Origin of the sequence: Pseudomonas sp. PsB, from assembly GCF_043658375.1 — a bacterium.
In the GTDB taxonomy this organism is placed as follows: domain Bacteria; phylum Pseudomonadota; class Gammaproteobacteria; order Pseudomonadales; family Pseudomonadaceae; genus Aquipseudomonas; species Aquipseudomonas putida_Z.
The window spans coordinates 1-585 of the sequence record NZ_JBIGLU010000103.1 but is presented as its reverse complement, the minus strand read 5'-3'; the positions used below and the strand labels follow the sequence as shown (position 1 = coordinate 585).

1 pseudogene is annotated in these 585 nt (G+C 68.9%); it reads left to right on the top strand.

From position 1 onward, the window contains the following. Nucleotides 1-585: pseudogene (locus ACGLHT_RS30040) on the top strand (AMP-binding protein); the annotation flags it as partial.

The following is a 585-nucleotide window of genomic DNA, read 5'->3' as shown; positions in this document are numbered from 1 at the left end:
GCCGATCGACAACCTCAAGACCCACATCCTCGAAGGCAGCCTGCAACCGGCGGTGCGCGGCAGTGCCGGCGAGCTGTACCTCGGCGGTGTCGGCCTGGCCCGTGGTTACCACCAACGCCCGGCGCTGACCGCCGAACGCTTCGTGCCGGACCCGTTCAGCGACACCGGCGGGCGCCTGTACCGCACCGGCGACCTGGCGCGCTACCGCGCCGATGGCGTGATCGACTACGCCGGGCGCATCGACCACCAGGTGAAGATCCGTGGCCTGCGTATCGAACTGGGCGAGATCGAGGCGCGTCTATTGGAACTGCCGAGTGTGCAGGAAGCCGTGGTGCTGGCCCAGGACGGGCCAAGCGGCAAGCAGCTGGTGGGCTATGTGGTGCCCGCCGACAGCATGCAAGACGAAGGCGCATTGCGCGACAGCCTGCGCGAGGCGCTGAAGGCCGGTTTGCCGGACTACATGGTGCCGGCGCACCTGCTGCTGCTCGGCAAGCTGCCAGTGACGCCGAACGGCAAGCTGGACCGCAAGGCCCTGCCGCAGCCGGATGCCAGCCAGTTGCAGGGCGAGTACATCGCGCCGCAGAG